Raw genomic sequence first — 16,521 nt, 5'->3', positions numbered from 1 at the left:
CAGCCCTTCAGGCGGCCGGCGGAGGCGGCGTGCCGCCCCCGGCCCTCTGTCCCGACCTCAGTCCCCGGTCCCGTCGTCGACGGTAATGCCCAGGCGGTCGGCCACGGTGGTGAGGGCCGCCCCCAGGGGGAGCGCGACACGGGCGGCCGCGTGCCGGTCGCCCCGGGTCGGATCCCGGTTGACGATCAGCACCGGCTTCCCGGCCAGCGCCGCCTGGCGGACGAACCGGAGTCCGGACATCACCGTCAGGGAGGAGCCCAGGACCAGGAGCGAGGCGGCCCCGCGGACCAGCTCCCGGCAGTGCTCGACCCGCCGCGGCGGAACCGCTTCGCCGAAGAACACCACGTCCGGCTTGAGGACGCCCCCGCAGATCGCGCAGGGCACCACGCGGAAGTCCCCGACCTGCTCGTCGGTGAGGTCGGCGTCGCCGTCCGGATTGATCCCGGCCGCCACCGGATCGAAGCCGGGGTTGGCCTCCTCCAGCCGCCGGGCGAGGTCGTCGCGCGGGCTGAACGTGCCGCAGGAGAGGCAGACGACCCTGTCCAGGCTTCCGTGGAGTTCCACGACGCCCTCGCTGCCGCCGGCCTGGTGCAGACCGTCCACGTTCTGGGTGATCACGCCCGAGAGCAGGCCGTGCCGCCCGAAGGCGGCCACGGACCGGTGCCCGGCGTTGGGACGGGCGCGGGCGAAGGTGCGCCGGCCGAGGTGGCTGCGCGCCCAGTAGCGGCGCCGGGCCCGGGCGCTCGCGGTGAAGTCCTGGTAGGTCATCGGGGTGTGCCGGCTCAGGCTCCCGCCCTCGCCCCGGTAGTCGGGGATCCCCGACTCCGTGGAGAGGCCCGCCCCGCTGAGCACCAGCACGCCGCCGGCGCCCAGCGCGTCGACCACCGGCTCCGGGTCCGTGGTGCCCGGCGGCAGGTCCTCGACGGGGGTCCAGCTCAGAGTGGGGCGCATGCGCATGCCGCCAGGGTACGGAACGGCCGCCGCCACCCGCCTCCGCACGAGACGACGCACGACGACGGGCACCGGCCTTCCCGCGATTCCCGGACCGCGATTCCCGGATGCCCGGACCGCGATTCCCGGAAGCACGGACCGCGATTCCCGGAAGCACGGTTCGGCGAAGCCCCCGACCGGTCAGACGAGACGGACCGGTCAGACGAGGCAGAACTCGTTGCCCTCCGGATCCTGGAGGACCACCGCGTAGTAGTCCATGTCGTTCGGCCGGTCCATCGTGTACAGGACGGTGGCGCCGAGCGCCGTCAGCCGGGACACCTCGCCGTCCACCCGCTCGCGGCGCAGCGCGAGCGGGACCTCGCGGCCGCCGCCGACCTTGAGGTCGAGGTGGACGCGGTTCTTGACCGTCTTCGGCTCCGGGACGCGCTGGAACCAGACCCGGGGGCCCGTTCCCCCCGGGTCCACGATGGACTCCGGGAGCTCCCCGGCGTCCCCGCCCAGCTCCTCCTCGGGAACGCCGATGGCCTCCCAGTACGCCCGCCAGGTGGCGTGACCGGCGGGCGGCGGATCGGGGACGTACCGCAGGGCCTCCAGCCAGAAGGGCACGAGGCGCTGGGGGTCCGCGCAGTCGATGGTCAGTTGCAGGGTCATCTCGGGGCGCTCGGGGCGCTCGGAGCGCCCGGGGTGCTCCGGCGGTGCGGTTCGGTCCATGGCGCGAGCTTCCCAGACGCCACTGACAAGCGACCGTTTCGCGCCAACAGGCCAGATGTGGACCACTGTTCGACGATCCCTACCCGTCGGTCACTTCCTGGTGGAGAATCACCGCAGGCGACGATCGAGGGGGAACCGTCCATGACCATCACCGCCGGCACCGAAGCGCCAGAGCTCGCGGGACTCCCGCTGCTCGGCTCCCTGTTCGACCTCAAGAACGACTCCCTGGCGACCTTCCTGCGCGCCCGGCGCGAGCACGGGGACGTCGTACGGATCACCGCGGGACCGCCCGGCATCCGCGCCACCGTCTACGGCGTCTTCTCCGCCGAGGGCGCACAGCAGGTCCTCGCCGGCGAGTCGGCCAACTTCCGCAAGGACAACGCCTTCTACCAGGAGGTCCGCGAGTCCTTCGGCAACGGACTCCTCACCAGTCAGGACGAGGACTACCTCCGTCAGCGCCGGCTCGTCCAGCCCCTCTTCACCCGCCGCCGGGTCGACGGCTACGCCGCGGCCATCGCCGCCGAGGTCGCCACCCTCACCGGGGAGTGGCGGGACGGCGGCGCCGCATCCGTAGACGTCCTCCAGGAGATGGCCCGGCTCGCCCTGCGCGCCGTCGCCCGCATCCTCTTCGGCACGGACGTCGACACGGCCGTGCGGATCGTCGAGCGCAGCTTCCCCGAACTCGGCGCCTACGTGCTGCGCCGAGGCTTCTCCCCCCTCAACGTCCCCCGGACCTGGCCCACTCCGGGCAACCGCCGGGCCGCCGCCGTCCACCAGGCGCTGTACGAGGTCTGCGACCGCATCATCGCCGACCGCCGCGCCTCGGGCCGGGCGTCGGACGGGGGCGACGACCTCCTCACCCTCCTCATCGGCGCCGAGAGCGCCGAGGACGGCAGCTTCGACGCCACCGAACTGCGCGAGCAGGTCCTCGTCTTCCTGCTCGCCGGGCACGAGACGACCGCGACCTCCCTCGGCTTCGCCCTCCACCTGCTCGGCCTCCACCCGGAGGCGCAGAAGCGGGCCCAGGAGGAGGTCGACCGGGTCCTCGCCGGCCGCACCCCCGGCGCCGCCGACCTCGACGCGCTGCCCTACGTCACCCAAGTCCTCAAGGAGGCCATGCGCCTCTTCCCCGCCGCCCCGGTCATCGGCCGCCGTGCCGTCGCCGCCACCGAGATCGGAGGCGTCGCCGTTCCGGCGGGCGCGGACGTCGTCGTCGCCCCCTGGGTCACCCACCGCCACCCGGACTACTGGGAGGACGCGGAGCGCTTCGACCCCGACCGCTTCACGCCCGAGGCGGAGGCCGCCCGCCCCCGGTACGCCTGGTTCCCCTTCGGCGGCGGCCCGCGCGCCTGCATCGGCCAGCACTTCTCGATGCTGGAGTCGGTGATCGCCCTGGCGATGGTCCTCCAGCGGTACGGGTTCGAGGCCGTCGACACCGAGGTGCCCCTCACCTCCGCGATCACCCTCCAGGCGGCGGGCCCGGCCCGCTGCCGCCTGACCCCCAGGGAGGCGTGACCACCCCGGCGACGAGCACGGCCCGGCCCCTGTGCGAGGGGCCGGGCCGCCGCACGGGGGCCCGGATATTCGGTGCCGTACCGGCCGGCGGACGTGCAGACTCGTCCCATGGCGGACATGAACGCGTTCCGGGACGAGGTCGGCCGCTGGGCCGCCGGCGGTCCCGGCGACGCGGCGGGGGAACTGGCAGCGGCCCTGGGAGTGCGGACGGCGGTGCTCCTGGAGGGGCCGAGCGACCTCGCGGCCGTCGAGACGCTGGCGGCGCGGCGCGGCCGGGACCTCGCCGCGGACGGCGTGTGCGCGGTGTCGATGGGCGGGGCGATGAACATCGCCCGCTACGCCGGTCTCCTCGGACCGCCCGGCCTGGGCCTGCGCCTGACGGGACTGTGCGACGAGCGCGAGCGGAGCTTCTACGACCGGGGCCTGCGGAGGGCCGGAGCACCGCCCGGCGGCTTCTTCGTCTGCGTGGCGGACCTGGAGGACGAACTCGTCCGCGCGCTCGGCCCGGAGCGGGTCGAGGAGATCATCCGGGGGGAGGGCGACCTGCGGCCCTGGCAGACCTTCCTGAACCAGCCCGCGCAGCACGGGCGGCCCCGACGGCAGCAGCTGCGGCGCTTCCTCGGCACGAAGAAGGGCCGCAAGATCCGCTACGGCCACCTCCTGGTGGAGGCCCTCGGCACCGGCCGGGTGCCGAGCCCCCTCGACGACCTCCTGACGAGCCTGTGACCGCCGCGCGGCGACGTACCGCGCGGGGCGGCGACGACCGTCACGGATCCCGTACGTCGAGGACGGACCGGGCCTTGCCCAGCAGGTCGGCGGCGGCCTTCGCCGCGTTCTTCCCGTCGGGCACGTCCACTCCCAGGGTCACGCGTTCCTGCCGGGAGGTGACCACGAGGAGGGTCTTGGCCGGCCGCCGGGGGACGCCCTCCTCCTGCCGGCTGTAGGTCTCGGTGATGACCGCTCCACCACGACGTCGTGAAGGGTGACCACGGACGGGTGGTCGATCCGGGCCGAGGCCCGTGCCTCGAACGGGCCCTGCGGGGGGTCGCGTACGAGCGGGGCAGGATCGCCCGGGAGCTCCACGACGTGGTCGCCCACCACCTGGCGGTGATCTCCGTGCAGTCGGGCCTCGCGCGGTTCGTCTTCGACAGCGATCCCGCCACCGCGCGCACGGCCCTCGACACCATCGCCGACACGGGCACCGAGGCGCTCGACGAACTCCGCCGCATGCTCACGCTGTTGCGCGAGGGCACCGACCCCCGCGCGCCGGACCGCCCCATGCCCGGCCTGGCCCGCCTGGACGAACTCGTGGCACGGGTCGGGGCCGGGGGCACGCCCGTCGCGCTGACCGTCCTGGGGGTGCCCCGTCCGATCGGCTCCGGTGCCGACCTCTGCGCCTACCGCGTCGTCCAGGAGTCCCTCACCAACGTCCTCAAGCACGTGCCCGGCGCCACGACCGAGGTCGTCGTCCGCTACGGACCGCACCACCTGGAGGTGCGTGTCTCCAATGGAGGAGGGCGGTCGATTCCGGCCCGGACGCCGGCGGGAGCCGGCCACGGCTTGATCGGCATGCGGGAGCGGGCCAAGCTGTACGGCGGGCGGATCGACACCGGCCCGCGCGACGACGGCGACGGTTTCGCCGTGCGGCTGACCCTGCCCCTCACGGCGCGGGCCGGCGCACCGTCCGTCACCGGCCGTCGCGGTGGCCCCGGCCCGGACGAACGGCTCCCGCCGGCGGCCCGGGAGGGCTGAGCCCGCCGTCACCACAGGAGGACCACCCCCGGATGAGCCAGGCGATCAGGGTCCTCGTCGTCGACGACCAGTTCCTCATCCGCGCGGGTTCTGGTCGGGCTGCTGAAGGCGGCCCCGCACACGGAAGTGGTCGGAGAGGCCGTGGACGGCGAAGAGGCCGTGGCCCTCGCGGCGCGGCTCCGCCCCGACGTCGTCCTCATGGACATCCGGATGCCCGGCGGCGACGGAATCGAAGCCACCGCCCGCATCCTCGCCGAGGCGCCCGACCCGGTGCCCCGCGTCCTGATCCTCACCACCTTCGACCTCGACGAGTACGTGTACGGAGCGCTGCGCGTCGGAGCCTCCGGCTTCCTGCTCAAGGACTCCGGACCCGAACGGCTCCTGACGGCCGTCGCAGCGGTGGCCGACGGTGACCACCTCTTCGCCCCGAGCGTCACCAGGCGCCTCGTCGAGGCCTTCGCCCACCGGGACGCCCACGCCGCGGAGGAGGCCCTCCGGGCCGGGGCGCCCGAACTCGACGCGCTGACCGGCCGGGAGCGGGAGGTGCTGCGGCTGGCCGGCAAGGGGATGTCGAACCGGCAGATGGCCGGGGAGCTCCACATCAGCGAGGCCACGGTCAAGACCCACCTCAACCGCGCCATGGGGAAGCTCGGCCTGGCCAGTCGCGCACAGGCGGTCGTCGTCGCCTACGAGACCGGCCTCGTCGTACCGGGTCCCTGACCAGGGAGGGACCGGTCCGGGACGGAGTCCGCTTTTCTATCTCCCATCCGCGTTGTTCATAGAATGGGCGGGTGGAAGACATCGATGCGATCGCGGCGTTGCAGGATCCGGTGCGCCGCCGCCTGTACGAGTACGTGGCGGCCCAGGGCCGCGAGGTCGGCCGCAACGAGGCCGCCGAGGCGGCCGGGGTGGCGCGCACGCTCGCCGCGCACCACCTGGACAGGCTGACCGAGGCCGGGCTCCTGGAGAGCGGCAGCCGCCGCCTGACGGGCCGCTCGGGGCCGGGGGCGGGGCGCCCCGCCAAGGTGTACACCCGGGCACGGGGCGAGCGGTCGGTGTCGCTGCCCGCGCGCGACTACCGCACCGCCGCCGAACTCCTGGCCGAGGCCGCCGAGCGGGCCGGTCTCGACGCCGGACTCCGCGCGGCCGCGCGCCGCCGGGGCGAGGCCCTGCGCGGCCCGGCGGCGCCCTGCGGAGCCCTCGAAGAGGCCATGGAGGTACTGGCCGCCCGCGGTTACGAACCGCACCTGGAAACCGCCGAGAGCACCGAGAACGCCGAGAACACAGGAGCCGCCGAGGGCGCGGCCGGGACGGACGCCCGCGTCGTCCGGATGCGCAACTGCCCCTTCCACGCCGTCGCCGAGAGCTTCCCGCCGCTCGTCTGCGGCATGAACCTCGCCCTCCTGGAAGGGCTGCTCGGCACGGACGGGCCGTTGCGCGCCCGTATGGACGCCCGGCCGGGGGAGTGCTGCGTGGTGGTCGAAGCTTCTAAAAACAACATTGATTGACATAGAAAAGCGGGCCGTGCTGAGATGAGGCCATGACCGCCTCCCCGCACGCCGTCCACCTCGCCCAGCTCAACGTCGCCACGCTCCTCCACCCCTTCGACGACCCGCGCGTCAAGCCCTTCGTCGACCTGCTCGACCCGGTCAACGCCGCCGCCGACGGCGCCCCCGGCTTCGTGTGGCGACTCGTGGAGGAGGGCGCGGCCGACGCCACCGGCCTGCGCCCGGCGGGCGAGGACGTCATCGTCAACCTGTCGGTGTGGGAGGACCAGGAGGCCCTGTGGGACTTCGCCTACCGCAGCGGGCACCTGGAGGCGATGCGACGGCGCCGCGAGTGGTTCGCGCGGCACGTCGAGGCCCACCTGGTGCTCTGGTGGGTCCCCGCCGGCCACCTCCCGACCGTCGACGAGGCCCTAGAGCGGCTGGCGGACCTGCGCGCGCACGGCCCGTCCCCCCGCGCCTTCACCTTCGCCTCCTCCCACACCGCCGCCGAAGCCGTCCGGCACCTCCGGGACGCACCGCCGGCGGACACCGCCGCCGAGCCGTCGCACGCTCCCCGACAGCCTGCGTCACCATGACGCGCGCCTGGACCTTCCCGCTGCTGTTCCTGCTCTGCGGCTCCGCCGTCGCCGGCACGGCCCTCGGGGAGAGCCCCGGCCGGGCCGCGACGCCCGCCGGCTGCACTGGGTCGACATCCAGGGCCTGTCCGGCGGATCATGGCCGGCGCGGCCGAGGTGAGGGCCGTCAAGGGCGGTGACGAGACGGTGCCGACCGTCTTCGCCGCGGGCCGGCCGTACGTCAACCCCGACCCCCGATGGGTACGCGCGCGGCTCTCCCCGCCCGAGTGATCACGGATCCCGGTCACGCGGGTGTGCGTCCCGGTTCGCGGGGCAGGCGGTCCTCCTGAGGCCGGAACGGCACGTCCGAGACGAAGGAGTGAGCGACATGGCGGAGAACGTGTGGAGCTACGGGCAGGCGTTCGGCCACCTGGTGGGCACGGATCTGAGCGGCTGGCGGGTCGAGGCGACCGACGGGCACATCGGCAAGGTCGACAAGCACTCCGACGAGGTCGACGACGCCTACCTGGTCGTCGACACCGGCGTGTGGATCTTCGGCAAGGAGGTGCTGCTCCCGGCGAGCACGGTCACCCGGATCGACCTGGAGGAGCACACGGTGCACCTCGGCCTGACCAAGGAGCAGATCAAGAACGCGCCGGAGTTCCACTCCGACAAGCACCTCGCCGACCAGCAGTACCGCGAGGAGATCGCCGTGCACTACCGGACGGGCGGGCCGTTCGGCAGCGGACCGCTCGGCGGCCCGACCCCCGTCTGACCCGGGCCGGACGACCAAGAGGCGGTCCCCGCAGCAGGCTGCGGGGACCGCCTCGTGGTGTCAGCCCTTCAGCTCCTCGCCACCCGTCCTGCTCCTGGCCGCCGCCGAGTGCAGCGCGCGCAGGGCCAGCAGCAGGACGCCGACGTCGTCCAGGTAGACGGGGTCGGGGATCAGGTCGATGGGCGACACCGTGTACACCACGGCCGCCCAGAAGAGGGCCTTGGGCTGCAACGGGACGCCGGCGTCGAGGAGCAGCCTGCGGGCCCGGAAGACGCGTACGAGCAGAACGGCCGCGTATCCCGCCACCACGAGCGCGAGAACCGCGACCACCACGATCCAGAAGGAGCTGTCCATACCGCTCTCCTACCCCGTGCCTCTCCCGCATGCCTCCGGACCGTACCGATCGTACGGTCCGCCGGGCGGACACCGGGAGCCGGCCGGCACGCCCGCCACGGGAAGGGGCCCTCCCCGTACCCGGGAAGGGCCCCTCGCACACGCCGTGCCCGCCGGATCAGGCCGCCCGGTACGCCGTGGTCAGCCGTGCGACCGCGCCCGTCAGGTCGCCCGAGATCAGCAGCCGGTCCGCCTCCGCGAACGGCTTGGCCGTCGCCGGGGTGACATTCTGGCCGATCTTCTTCTGGACGACGTCCCGCGCCCGGGACAGCAGCTCGCGGCCCTCCGGCGACGTCCCGCGACCGGCCGCCTGGAGCACCTTGGCCGCGACCCCGATCGCCTTGAGCGTCAGCTCGCCCCCGACCTGCGGGACCGGCCGGGTCGTCAGACCCCAGCCGAACGGGAACTGAGGGTCGTACGAGGCGTCACCGACGTTGATCGGCAGCTGCGCCTCCGACTTCGGCCAGGTGACCGGGAGCTGGCCAGTGAACGGCCGGGTCCCGTACAGGACGTCCGCCACGCCGTCGCCCTCGGTGCCGGGCAGCCAGGACGCCACCAGGGCGTCGATCGCCCCGAGCCGGTCGCTGATCAGCTGCGGCCGCCCGGAGACGACCAGGACCGCGCACGGCATCGCCGCGCACACCTTGTCCACCGCGGCCTTGTCCGGCGCCGTCAGCTCCAGGTCGTGGCCGTTGCCCACGTCGCCGATGCCCTCGGCGTACGGCGTCTCGCCGACCACCACGACCCCGACGTCGTACCCCCCGGTCGCGGCCGAGGCGTCCTTCGAGTAGGCGATCTCGGTGTCCGGGGCCGCCTTGCGCATGCCTTCGAGGATCGTCGTGCCGGTCGTGTTCCGGCCGGACGAGCCCTGCCAGCTGATGGTCCAGCCACCGGCCTGGTTGCCCAGGTCGTCGGCGTTGGAGCCGGCCACGTACACCTTCTGCGACTTCTTCAGCGGCAGCACGCCGCCGTCGTTCTTCAGCAGCACCTGCGACTTGGCGACCGCCTCCCGCGCCACGGCGCGGTGCGCGGCCGAGCCGACCGAGCCGAGGTGGGTGGTGTCGGCGTACGGCTTCTCGAACAGGCCGAGCCGGAACTTCTGGGTCAGGATCCGCGCGACCGCGTCGTCCACGCGCGCCCGGGAGACCCGTCCGGCGGTGACCTCCTCCGCCAGGATCCGGGTGAAGTCCTGGTAGTTGGTCGGCACCATGATCATGTCGAGGCCGGCGTTGACCGAGGTCCGCACGTCGCTCGCGTAGTCGCCGGGGATCTGGTCGATCGCCTGCCAGTCGCTGATGACGAAGCCCTCGAAGCCCATGCGGTCCTTGAGGACGCCGTTGATCATCTCGGCGTTGGCGTGCATCTTCACCGGGCCCTTGTCGTCCCCGACGATGTCGAGCGAGGAGTACGAGGGCATCACCGTGCCCGCCCCGCGCTTCACCGCCTCGGCGAACGGCGCCAGGTGCACCGCCTCCAGCTCCTGCCGGGTCACCCTGGTGACGCCCTGGTCGATCGTGTACGAACCCGTCGTCGACGACCCGAACTCCGTGCCGCCGTCGCCGACGAAGTGCTTGGCGCTGGTCAGCACCTTGTCGTTGCGGTGCAGGTCCGCGCCGCTGCTCGCGCCCTGCATGCCGTCGATGACCGTCTCCATGGCCTTCACCAGGGCCGGGTCCTCGCCGAACGCCTCGTACGAACGGCCCCAGCGCTCGTCCCGGGTGACGCACACGCAGGGCGCGAAGTCCCACGGGATGCCGGTGGCCCGGACCTCCTTGGCGGTGACCGCCCCGGTCCGCTCGGCGACCTTCGGGTCGCGTCCGGCGCCGATGCCGATGTTGTGCGGCATGATCGTCGCGCCGATGACGTTGTTGTGCCCGTGCACCGCGTCCACGCCGTAGATCAGCGGCACCTGGAAGCGGGTGGCCCGCGCCCGGAGCTGATAGGCGTCGATCATCTTCGCCCACGCCTCGGGCGTGTTGGGCGTCGGCACCGAGCCGCCGCCGGAGAGCAGCGAGCCGAGCCGGTAGGAGGCGATGTCGCCCTGCGACCGCAGCGCGTTGCGCTCGGCCTGCGTCATCTGCCCGACCTTCTCCTCCAGCGTCATCCGCCCGAGGAGGTCCGCGACCCGCTTCTTCACCGGCAGCCGCTTGTCGAGGTAGGGGAGGCCGTGCGCGTCCACGACGACCTGCGGCGTCTCGGCGGGCGCCTTGGCGCCGGTCACGTCGAGCGTGAGCGGGATCGTCTCGGCCTCCTCGGCCGAACCGTCCTTCTCGGTCGCCACGGTGACGACGTGCGAGGTGCCGGACGGAGTCCCGGCCGGGAAGGTCAGGGTGCCGCTGACCGGCGCGTAGTCCTTGCCCGCCTCGGCGGTCCCCTTCCCGGTCGTGTACGCGACGGTGACGGGCTCGCCGATGGGGCCCGAACCGGTGGTGGCCACCGTCACCTTCACCCGCGCGCTGCCGCCCTCGGTCACCGGGTACACGGCGGCGTCGGTGATCACCTTGGTGTTCAGCGCGGGCTCCGCCCTGCCGTACAGCTCCACCCCGTCCAGGGCGAACTCGCCGGGCGAGCCGGGCGGCAGGGTCAGGGCGTAGCCCCACATCTCGTTGAGCCCGAGGACCTGGTCGATGCCGCCGACGGGCTGGTAGTCGGCCCGGTACTGGAACTCGGAGAACGGGATCTCGACGAGGTGCCAGCCCTCCCAGTCGTCGGTGAAGGACGTGGTCCACAGCTCGGACGCCTCGCCGTTGGCGCCACCGTCCTTGAGCTCGAAGTTGATCCGCTTGCCCGAACCGGGCGGCAGCGGCGCGGTGTTCTGGCCGTACCACCAGAAGCGGATGCCCTTGAAGGCGGTCCAGTCGTGGGCCGGCCGGTCGAAGGCGAAGTCATGGGTGAACCCGCCCCAGCCGCTGATGTCGAACGTGCCCTCCAGGACCTTGGAGCCCTCGGGCGCGTCGGCGCGCTCGGCGAGCCGCAGCGCCGGGTGGTCGTCGGCGTCGCTGCCCCAGGTGAAGATGCCCTCCGCCGGAGGATTGCCGAAGGGGACCTCGCCCTCGAACCGGTCGACGGCCACCGGCACGGGCTCGTCGGCGGCGGCGCTCGGCAGCGCACCGGCGAGCAGCCCGCCGAGCACGGCGCCGGCGGCGACCACCGCGGTCGCGGTTCTGCCCCGGACGCGGTTCCCGAAGCGGCTCTGGTGTCTGGTGCGTGGCATTGCGGCTCCTTCAGTACGGGGTGCGGTGGTGCGGAGCGGTACGGGTGCGGCGGCACGGAGGAGGTGGGCCGGGCAAGGTCCTTCGGTCACTTCACGAACGCGGTACGGGACCGTGGAGCCCGTCTCGGCCCCGGCGCCCGGGGCCCGGGGGACGGCGGTGCCGCCGTCCCTCCTCACGTGGGAAGTCGGCGATCGTGGCACGCATCGGGGCCTCCGCGTCGAGGGACGACATCGCTGTCAGAACCGCTCTGGAAGCGCTCTCAGCGCGGTGCGGGCGAGTCAACCGTCAGCCCGTCACGTCGTCAAGAGTTAACACCGACAACGACCGAAACACGGAGTGCTCCGGCCGTGCCTCCCTCGCGGCATCCTCTTTGTGTTCAAAGCCTGAACATTCAAGGGCTCCTGACGGATCGTCCCCGGCGGAGGGGAGCGCCGACATGGGCATGGCGAGGTTGCGGTTAGGGTGCTGGTCGACGACGAAGGGGGAGCCGGCTCCATGACGTTTCCGCATCCGCAGGCGCAACCGCACCCGCCGCACCATCCGCAGCAGTACCCGCCTCCACAGCCGTACCCGTACCCGCACCAGCAGCAGTACGGGCCCGGACACCCGGTGGCGGCCGGCTGCGAGGTCTGCGGAGCGCACCCCGCGATCCCCGTGACCGTCCGCGCCCACCAGGGCATGATCGTCATCATGCGCACGGTCACGCGGCGCGGCGTCCTCTGCCGCACGTGCGGACTCGCCGTCTACCGGCAGATGACCTCCGACACCCTGCTGACCGGCTGGTGGGGCCTCTTCTCCTTCTTCGTCACGCCCTTCGTGGTCCTGGGGAACGCCTTCGGCGCCCGGGCCGCCCTGCGCCGGCTGCCCGAGCCGTACGGCGCCGTGCGGCCCCCGCTCCACCCCGGCCGACGCGTCCTGCGCAGGGCCCCCGCGATGCTGATCCTCACCCCGATCGCCCTGCTCGCCCTGGCGGTCCCCGCCCTGCTGCTCGTGGGGCTGCTCACGAGCGGCGGCGGCCCCGTCGCGCTGTCGGTGGGCGATTGCGTACGCAACGAGGCCGACTGGCCCGAACAGCGGTTGCAGAAGGTGGACTGCGGGTCCCCGCTGGCCGAGTACCTGGTGTTGGACGAGGCGTCCTGCGGCCCCGGCGACTACCTGCTGTACCCCGAGTACGTGACCGGCTCGCCCGGAAGGCCGGGCTCCTGCGTCACGCCCCGCTGACGGACCGGCGCGCGCAGGCGACGCGAAGGAGGAACGCCGTGGAGCGGCAAGCCCCGTTCGTCCGGTTCCAGGGAGTGGTGAGGCATCCGCGAGGACACTTCCCCGGTGTCTTCGTGCTCGCCAACGAACTGGCGGCGCAGGGCCGGCTGACCGAGGAGCAGCACCGGTTCTGGAGGGCCGGCAACGACTGGTACGACGCCCACTACACCAATCCGACCCGTGTGGACCCCTCCGTGTACGACCCCCGGGTGCATCCGGGCGCCGTCGCCTGGTTCAAGACGTCCGCCCGGCACCTGATCGAGCGCGTGGACGGCTACCTGGAACTCCTCGCCGCCCACGGCGTCGAGTGCCGCCGCCTGGAGTCCTGGAACCCCGGCAGGATCCTCTACGAGGACGAGCACCAGGTCGTGGTGGCGGCGGAGGAGGCGCCGGACGCGCCCCGGCCCGGTGCCGCCGCTTCGGACGGCGGCACCGGGCCGGGGTAGGGAACGGTCACGCGGCCGGCGTCACCCGCCGTGCCACGCGTCGCGGATCGTCAGGGTCGACGTATTGCCCCGCCTGTCCACGACCTCGGCGGAGAGGGAGACGCCCCTGCCCTTCGCCGGGCTCTTCACGGAGATCCGGCCGTTCCGGACCTCCACGGCCCTCCAGGTCTTCCCGCCGTCGTAACTCACCGACACGGCGAGCGACTTGAGGTTCCCGCCGGCCGCCGCGCCCTGCACGGTCACTGGGACCGAGACCGGGGCGCCCGCGGGAAGCCGCGAGGCGAGGTCGACCGGGGGCGCGAAGCGGACCGTGGACACCGGCAGGGCGGTGGTGGCCGCGACCTGCCGCGAGCGGAACGTGAAGCCGACCTCGACCCGGGTGGAGGCCGCGGCGATCTCCGCCGGGCGCTCCACGGAGGCCGTCAGCCGGTACTCGGCGTCGGCGGCGTCGACCGTGAACGGCTCCGAGCCGCTCAGCGGATCCTCGTTCCTGCCGATTTCGACGCCGTCGCGGTACAGCGCCGACGTGGCCGAGGTGTACTCCGTGCTCCCCGCGTGCCCCGCGCCGTCGGCGAGCAGCGGCAGGGCGCCGACGATCCGCTGCTCGCCCGTGACCGGGTCGGGAGAGGTGCGGAAGACACCCGTGTCCTCGCCCAGGAGCGGGCCGAGGACGCCCGTGTTGAACGTTTCCCGGTACGTCCCACCGGCCTCGTAGCGCTTCGGCCGGACCATCTCGTAGGCGCCGTCGAGGGCCGGATAGCCCCACTCGTCGGGCGCGCCGAGCTGGTTGAACCTGGTGAGCCACGTGACCCCGTCGCCGGTGGAGACGTGGAAGGTGCGCGTGCCCGGCGCCGCCTGCGGCACGGAGAACCCGTTGCCCTCCGGCGCCCCGGGAATGCGGGCGTACGGGGAGGCGAAGGCGGACTTCCCGGGGGCGGAGGCGCCGAGGCCGACCTTCAGCGTGGCCAGCTCGTTCGCCCTCACGTGCTTGGCGTAGCCGGTCGCGACCCTGTCCGTCCCGCCGCCGAAGGCCACTGCGTACTGGGTGGCCGCGTCCTTGACGAAGTGCGCGTCCCAGGTCTGCAGGAGGGAGCCGTCGGTGACGGCCGGGCCCGTGTGGGCCGTGCGGAAGCCGGTGAAGCCCCTGAGGACCCAGCCGTTGCCGACGCGGCCGATCTCGGTGGCGCGCTCGTAGTACGTCCCCGCGTAGTCCGCCTCGTCGATGCCCGGCACGGTGAGGGACACCGGCTTCGTGGTGCGCGCGTCGGCGACGAGCGCGGTGTCACCGGTGACGTCCAGCTTCGGCCGCACGATCCAGTCGGTGCCCTTGGTGAAGTCCGAAGGGTCCTGGTATACGGCCGTGTTGAACGTGTACGAGCCCTTGGGCACGCGGATCGTGTGGCTGCCCGGCTCGTCGTTGACGAAGGCCTGGAAACCCGCGGCGGGCCCGGCGACGCCGAACAGGGTGGTGGCGAAGTTCCGGGCGTCGGCGCCGTCGCGGCCGACGGCCCGGAACGTGAGGTCGTAGGACTCCGCCTCCCGTACGGCCACCGCGGCCGTACGGACGGACTGACCCTCGGCGGTGGCCGTGACGTAACCGGAGTAGGCGCCGTCGGCGTCACCGATCCGGGTGTCGGCGACGAGGTCGACCCCGGCCGTGCCGCCGGCGGGCACGGTCACCTTCGGGGAGCCGAGCGAGAAGAACCCGGCCGGGGCCTGCCTGCCCGCCGGGTCCAGGGCCGACACCGCCAGGTCGAGGGTGACGTCCTCGGTCCCGAGGTTGCGGTAGACGACCTTCCTGGTGAGGGGCAGGTCGTCGGTGTGCGGCCACCGGGCCGTGCCGAAGTTCAGCGAGACCGGTCCGGCGACGACGCTCTGCGCCAGCGCCCTGTCGACCTGGACGCGGCCCGCGCCCTGCTGGAAGACGGTGAGGTCGCCGCCCTTCGCGGACGCGGTCAGCGCGCCCTTGAGTTCGGCGGCCTTCCAGTCGGGGTGCCGCTGCTTCAGGATCGCGGCCGCGCCCGCGACATGCGGGGTCGCCATGGAGGTGCCGTCGATCTGCAGGTACCCCGGCGCGGGGTGCGGAGTGCCGGGCCGGGTGTCGAGGGCGCTGCCGGGGGCGGCGGCCGCGGTGATCGCCACGCCGGGCGCGGTCAGATCCGGCTTGACGGCGCCGTCGCCGACGCGCGGGCCGGTGCTGGAGAAGGGTGCGAGACGGTCGTCCCCGTCGACCGCGCCGACGGTCAGGGCGGCGTCCGCGCTGCCCGGCGAGCCGACCGTCGACCCGCCGCTCTCGCCCTCGTTGCCCGCCGCGACGGCGAACAGGACGCCCTTCTCGGCGGACAGCCTGTCGATCGTCTCCTCCAGCGGGTCGACGCCGGGGCTGTCGGTGCTGCCCAGGCTGAGGTTGACCACGTCCGCGCCCTCGGCGGCGGCCCACTCCATGCCCGCGATGACGGCGGAGTCGTCCCCGTAGCCGTCGTCGTCGAGGACCTTCCCGCTGATCAGCTCGGCGCCGGGGGCCACGCCCTTGTACCGGCCGCCCGACTTGGTGCCGGTGCCGGCGGCGATCGACGCGACGTGCGTGCCGTGCCCGACGCGGTCCACGGCGTCGGGGGAGGAGGAGAAGTTCTTCTCGCCCACGACCCGGGTCCGCAGGTCGTCGTGCGTCCTGTCGACGCCGGTGTCCAGGACGGCGATCCTGACGCCCGTTCCGTCGTACCCGGACTCCCACGCCCTGTCGGCGCCGATCTGCCGGACGCTGCGGTCCAGGCGCGCGCCGCGCACCCCGTCCAGCCACACCTTGTCGATGCCGGAGGCGGTGGCGCGCACGCCGTTCCCCCGCCGGTCGGTCAGCGCCTCCCACACCTCGGCCAGGTCCTCCCGCGAGGCCCGTACGGCGTCGGCGCCGAGGGTCGGGAACGTGCGCCGCAACTCGGTGCCGCCGGCCGCGCGCACCTCGGTCCGCGCGGCGCCCGCGCCCCCCTCGTACCGCACGATCAGTTTGAGCCCGTCGCCGTGGCTCTCACGCAACCGCGGGTCGGTGAGCACGTCGAGGTCGAAGAGCCGCTGGTCCAGCCTGCCCGTGGCGATCAGGCCCTGTGCGTCGGCGGGCACCACCAGGGTGTGGTCCCCGGTGCGCCGTATCTGCACGGGTATGTGCTCGCGGCCCTCGGCGGACTCGAAGCCCACCATCCGGCCGTCGGCGGCCACCACCACGCGGTCGCCCGTGACGAGCGGTATCCGCCGGTCGCCGCCGACGCGGGTGATGTCGGGTGCGGCCGCCGTGTGCGCGGCGACCGCCGTCGCGGGGCCGGTCGTGCCCGTGGTCAGGGCCATCGTTGTGGCCGCTGCGACGGTGAAGGCGCCTGCTCTCTTCACATGTGCGCGCAAGTCTCCCCCAGGAGCTCGGAACGGGGTGTCTCAGGTCGTGTCCAGCCG

At 73.4% G+C, this 16,521-nt stretch carries 12 protein-coding genes and 3 pseudogenes; 10 read left to right on the top strand and 5 right to left on the bottom strand.

The window, feature by feature from the left end:
- Nucleotides 1-57: 57 nt before the first annotated feature.
- Both AB0398_RS22890 and AB0398_RS22885 read right to left on the bottom strand, forming a co-directional pair.
- A complete protein-coding gene (locus AB0398_RS22890; RefSeq protein ID WP_366377466.1) occupies nt 58-957 on the bottom strand; it encodes an NAD-dependent protein deacetylase in 900 nt (299 codons plus the stop codon).
- 192 nt (nt 958-1,149) lie between these two features.
- Nucleotides 1,150-1,662 carry a VOC family protein gene (locus tag AB0398_RS22885; protein ID WP_366377465.1) on the bottom strand — a complete coding sequence of 171 codons (513 nt, stop codon included), beginning with the start codon at nt 1,660-1,662 and terminating at the stop codon, nt 1,150-1,152.
- 141 nt (nt 1,663-1,803) lie between these two features.
- Here AB0398_RS22885 and AB0398_RS22880 point away from each other — a divergent pair, with 141 nt between their 5' ends.
- From AB0398_RS22880 to AB0398_RS22845, 8 genes and pseudogenes are all read left to right on the top strand, one after another.
- Nucleotides 1,804-3,177, top strand: a complete 1,374-nt coding sequence (locus AB0398_RS22880; RefSeq protein ID WP_366377464.1) for a cytochrome P450 — start codon at nt 1,804-1,806, stop codon at nt 3,175-3,177.
- A gap of 108 nt (nt 3,178-3,285) precedes the next feature.
- Nucleotides 3,286-3,903: a TOPRIM nucleotidyl transferase/hydrolase domain-containing protein gene (locus tag AB0398_RS22875; protein ID WP_366377463.1), complete on the top strand. Its 618-nt coding sequence runs from the start codon at nt 3,286-3,288 to the stop codon at nt 3,901-3,903.
- A 300-nt stretch (nt 3,904-4,203) separates the two neighbouring features.
- A pseudogene (locus tag AB0398_RS22870) lies at nt 4,204-4,929 on the top strand (histidine kinase); the annotation flags it as partial.
- Nucleotides 4,930-4,961: 32 nt separating this feature from the next.
- Nucleotides 4,962-5,649, top strand: a pseudogene (locus tag AB0398_RS22865) (response regulator transcription factor).
- A 71-nt stretch (nt 5,650-5,720) separates the two neighbouring features.
- Nucleotides 5,721-6,437 (top strand): helix-turn-helix domain-containing protein, encoded by a 717-nt coding sequence (locus AB0398_RS22860; RefSeq protein ID WP_366377462.1) that lies wholly within the window; start codon nt 5,721-5,723, stop codon nt 6,435-6,437.
- Between the two features lie 32 nt (nt 6,438-6,469).
- Nucleotides 6,470-7,012: a DUF3291 domain-containing protein gene (locus tag AB0398_RS22855; protein ID WP_366377461.1), complete on the top strand. Its 543-nt coding sequence runs from the start codon at nt 6,470-6,472 to the stop codon at nt 7,010-7,012.
- A gap of 76 nt (nt 7,013-7,088) precedes the next feature.
- Nucleotides 7,089-7,282, top strand: a pseudogene (locus tag AB0398_RS22850) (hypothetical protein); the annotation flags it as partial.
- A gap of 97 nt (nt 7,283-7,379) precedes the next feature.
- On the top strand, nt 7,380-7,766 hold the full coding sequence (locus tag AB0398_RS22845) for a PRC-barrel domain containing protein (protein WP_366377460.1): 387 nt from the start codon (nt 7,380-7,382) through the stop codon (nt 7,764-7,766).
- Nucleotides 7,767-7,826: 60 nt separating this feature from the next.
- Here the strand turns inward: AB0398_RS22845 and AB0398_RS22840 are convergent, their stop codons facing one another.
- A complete protein-coding gene (locus AB0398_RS22840) occupies nt 7,827-8,120 on the bottom strand; it encodes a YkvA family protein (protein ID WP_366377459.1) in 294 nt (97 codons plus the stop codon).
- 157 nt (nt 8,121-8,277) lie between these two features.
- Nucleotides 8,278-11,373 (bottom strand): glycoside hydrolase family 3 N-terminal domain-containing protein, encoded by a 3,096-nt coding sequence (locus tag AB0398_RS22835; protein WP_366377458.1) that lies wholly within the window; start codon nt 11,371-11,373, stop codon nt 8,278-8,280.
- Nucleotides 11,374-11,869: 496 nt separating this feature from the next.
- On the opposite strand from AB0398_RS22835, the gene AB0398_RS22830 reads away from it, so the two are divergent.
- Together AB0398_RS22830 and AB0398_RS22825 are read left to right on the top strand one after the other, a co-directional pair.
- Nucleotides 11,870-12,595, top strand: coding sequence for a hypothetical protein (locus tag AB0398_RS22830; protein WP_366377457.1), 726 nt, complete (start codon nt 11,870-11,872; stop codon nt 12,593-12,595).
- A 38-nt stretch (nt 12,596-12,633) separates the two neighbouring features.
- The gene (locus AB0398_RS22825) at nt 12,634-13,080 is read left to right on the top strand and encodes a hypothetical protein (RefSeq protein ID WP_366377456.1); all 447 of its coding nucleotides are present in this window, start codon (nt 12,634-12,636) and stop codon (nt 13,078-13,080) included.
- Between the two features lie 21 nt (nt 13,081-13,101).
- Here the strand turns inward: AB0398_RS22825 and AB0398_RS22820 are convergent, their stop codons facing one another.
- Entirely contained in the window at nt 13,102-16,419 is a 3,318-nt protein-coding gene (locus tag AB0398_RS22820; RefSeq protein WP_366377455.1) for a S8 family serine peptidase, read from the bottom strand.
- Between the last annotated feature and the right edge of the window lie 102 nt (nt 16,420-16,521).

The sequence above is a fragment of the Streptomyces sp. NPDC086147 genome (genome assembly GCF_040702165.1).
In the GTDB taxonomy this organism is placed as follows: domain Bacteria; phylum Actinomycetota; class Actinomycetes; order Streptomycetales; family Streptomycetaceae; genus Streptomyces.
Note: the sequence above shows the minus strand (reverse complement) of the source record. Positions and strands in the feature narration are given on the sequence as shown.

Coding starts and splice junctions, on each gene's coding strand:
- AB0398_RS22890 (WP_366377466.1), bottom strand. CDS start 957: ATGCGCATGCGCCCCACTCTGAGCTGGACCCCCGTCGAGGACCTGCCG.
- AB0398_RS22885 (WP_366377465.1), bottom strand. CDS start 1,662: ATGGACCGAACCGCACCGCCGGAGCACCCCGGGCGCTCCGAGCGCCCC.
- AB0398_RS22880 (WP_366377464.1), top strand. CDS start 1,804: ATGACCATCACCGCCGGCACCGAAGCGCCAGAGCTCGCGGGACTCCCG.
- AB0398_RS22875 (WP_366377463.1), top strand. CDS start 3,286: ATGGCGGACATGAACGCGTTCCGGGACGAGGTCGGCCGCTGGGCCGCC.
- AB0398_RS22855 (WP_366377461.1), top strand. CDS start 6,470: ATGACCGCCTCCCCGCACGCCGTCCACCTCGCCCAGCTCAACGTCGCC.
- AB0398_RS22845 (WP_366377460.1), top strand. CDS start 7,380: ATGGCGGAGAACGTGTGGAGCTACGGGCAGGCGTTCGGCCACCTGGTG.
- AB0398_RS22840 (WP_366377459.1), bottom strand. CDS start 8,120: ATGGACAGCTCCTTCTGGATCGTGGTGGTCGCGGTTCTCGCGCTCGTG.
- AB0398_RS22835 (WP_366377458.1), bottom strand. CDS start 11,373: ATGCCACGCACCAGACACCAGAGCCGCTTCGGGAACCGCGTCCGGGGC.
- AB0398_RS22830 (WP_366377457.1), top strand. CDS start 11,870: ATGACGTTTCCGCATCCGCAGGCGCAACCGCACCCGCCGCACCATCCG.
- AB0398_RS22820 (WP_366377455.1), bottom strand. CDS start 16,419: ATGGCCCTGACCACGGGCACGACCGGCCCCGCGACGGCGGTCGCCGCG.